This is a genomic window from Leyella stercorea, assembly GCF_021531655.1.
This window is the reverse complement of sequence record NZ_JADYUF010000101.1, coordinates 1-1,444: the sequence shown is the minus strand read 5'-3', so window position 1 is coordinate 1,444 and position 1,444 is coordinate 1. Positions and strand designations below refer to the sequence as shown.

Genomic DNA, 1,444 nt, shown 5'->3' with positions numbered 1-1,444 from the left:
CTTCGTTCGGGAATCGAAGAACAATCGAAGATGGATCGAAGAAGTATCGGAGGTACATCTGAGGCAAAACGGAGGCAATACGGAGATGCATCGAAACTCTAATGGGAAGCCATGAGAAAGGCAACCCGAACAAAACTTTATTTTTTAATCATTTAAATCCAAATTATTATGGCAAGACTTACTGGAATTATTTCCAAACTCAACGGTTCTGCAGGTAACCTTACCTTCAGACAAAAAAGTGGCAAGACTATCGTGTCGGAAAAGATCACACAGACTACAAATGCGAAGACCGAACTTCAGGTGAAGCACCGCATGAAGTGGGCAAATATCATTCGCGAGTATCAGGTGCTGCAACCATACATGAAGTTGGCATTCGGAGGAACCCGTAACGGTCGCAACGACTACAACAAGTTCGTGTCGACCAACCTCTCGATGGCTCCTGTATACCTAACCAAGGCGGAGGTGAATGCCGGTATGTGCATCGTGGCTCCTTACGAGATTACCCAGGGTAACGTCAAATCGATTGCGATAAGCGGAAAGGGCAAGAAGGCGGTTACGGACATCAGTCTTGGCGCGCTTAACATTACCAGTACGACGACGGTGGCGGAGTTCTCGAATGCTGTGGTGCTGAACAACAAGCTGTACGAGTATGGCGACCAAATCACTTATTTCCTGGTACATCAAGTGGTGAACGAAGTGACCAACATCCCTATGGCGGAGGTGGATGCCTGTTGCATTGTGCTCAACAAGAGCAATGAGGCGAAGCTTCTCTCGCTTGTGGACGCCAGAGGTTTCTCGGTGCAGGAAGGGCATCTTGCTGCACTTGCTTCTAACGACTTCGGCAACCATGGTATGGTGTGGATTCACTCACGCAAGCATAACGCCAAGACGGTAATCTCTACGCAGTATCTTGTATGCGAGAACGCATTACTCGAACAGTATCAGAACGAGGATGCTTATCTGAATGCAGTGGAGAGCTATGGCGGTGTGAACGATGTGTATCTCACTCCGAGTGGAAAACTCAAGCCTTCTTCTACTTCTTCGTCTACCAAGCCTTCTAAGCCTTCTAACCCATCGGGTGGTTCGGATGGTAACACTGATAATAGTGGTACTACTGAGAACCCTGGCAATACCGGTTCGGAGGATGGCAGCGGTAATCTTGAGCCAAACGTCTAATTGTATTGTGATTTATGAAACTCATTGTATTAATGTACTTAAAGACTACAAGTATGAAAATCGACTGGAAACGTGTGGCACTGTATGTGCTGCGAGTGATTGAACTGATTGTCACAGGCGCCGTTGGCGGCGCCGTGACGCAAATCTAAAGCGCGAAGCGCAATTTTGAATTTTGAATGTTGAATTTTGATTTTTGAGTTGTTCTCGGCTATGCCTGCGATTGAGAGTTGGTCAATTATGAGTTGTTTCGCACCCTAACAATTTAACA

General features: G+C 46.6%; 1 protein-coding gene. It reads left to right on the top strand.

Annotated elements, in window-relative coordinates:
- Positions 1-168 precede the first annotated feature (168 nt).
- Positions 169-1,176, top strand: coding sequence for a hypothetical protein (locus I6E49_RS14185; RefSeq protein WP_235403129.1), 1,008 nt, complete (start codon positions 169-171; stop codon positions 1,174-1,176).
- Positions 1,177-1,444 lie beyond the last annotated feature (268 nt).

Bases quoted from the DNA above. Each gene is read 5' to 3' on its own strand.
- I6E49_RS14185 (WP_235403129.1), top strand. From the start codon at position 169: ATGGCAAGACTTACTGGAATTATTTCCAAACTCAACGGTTCTGCAGGT.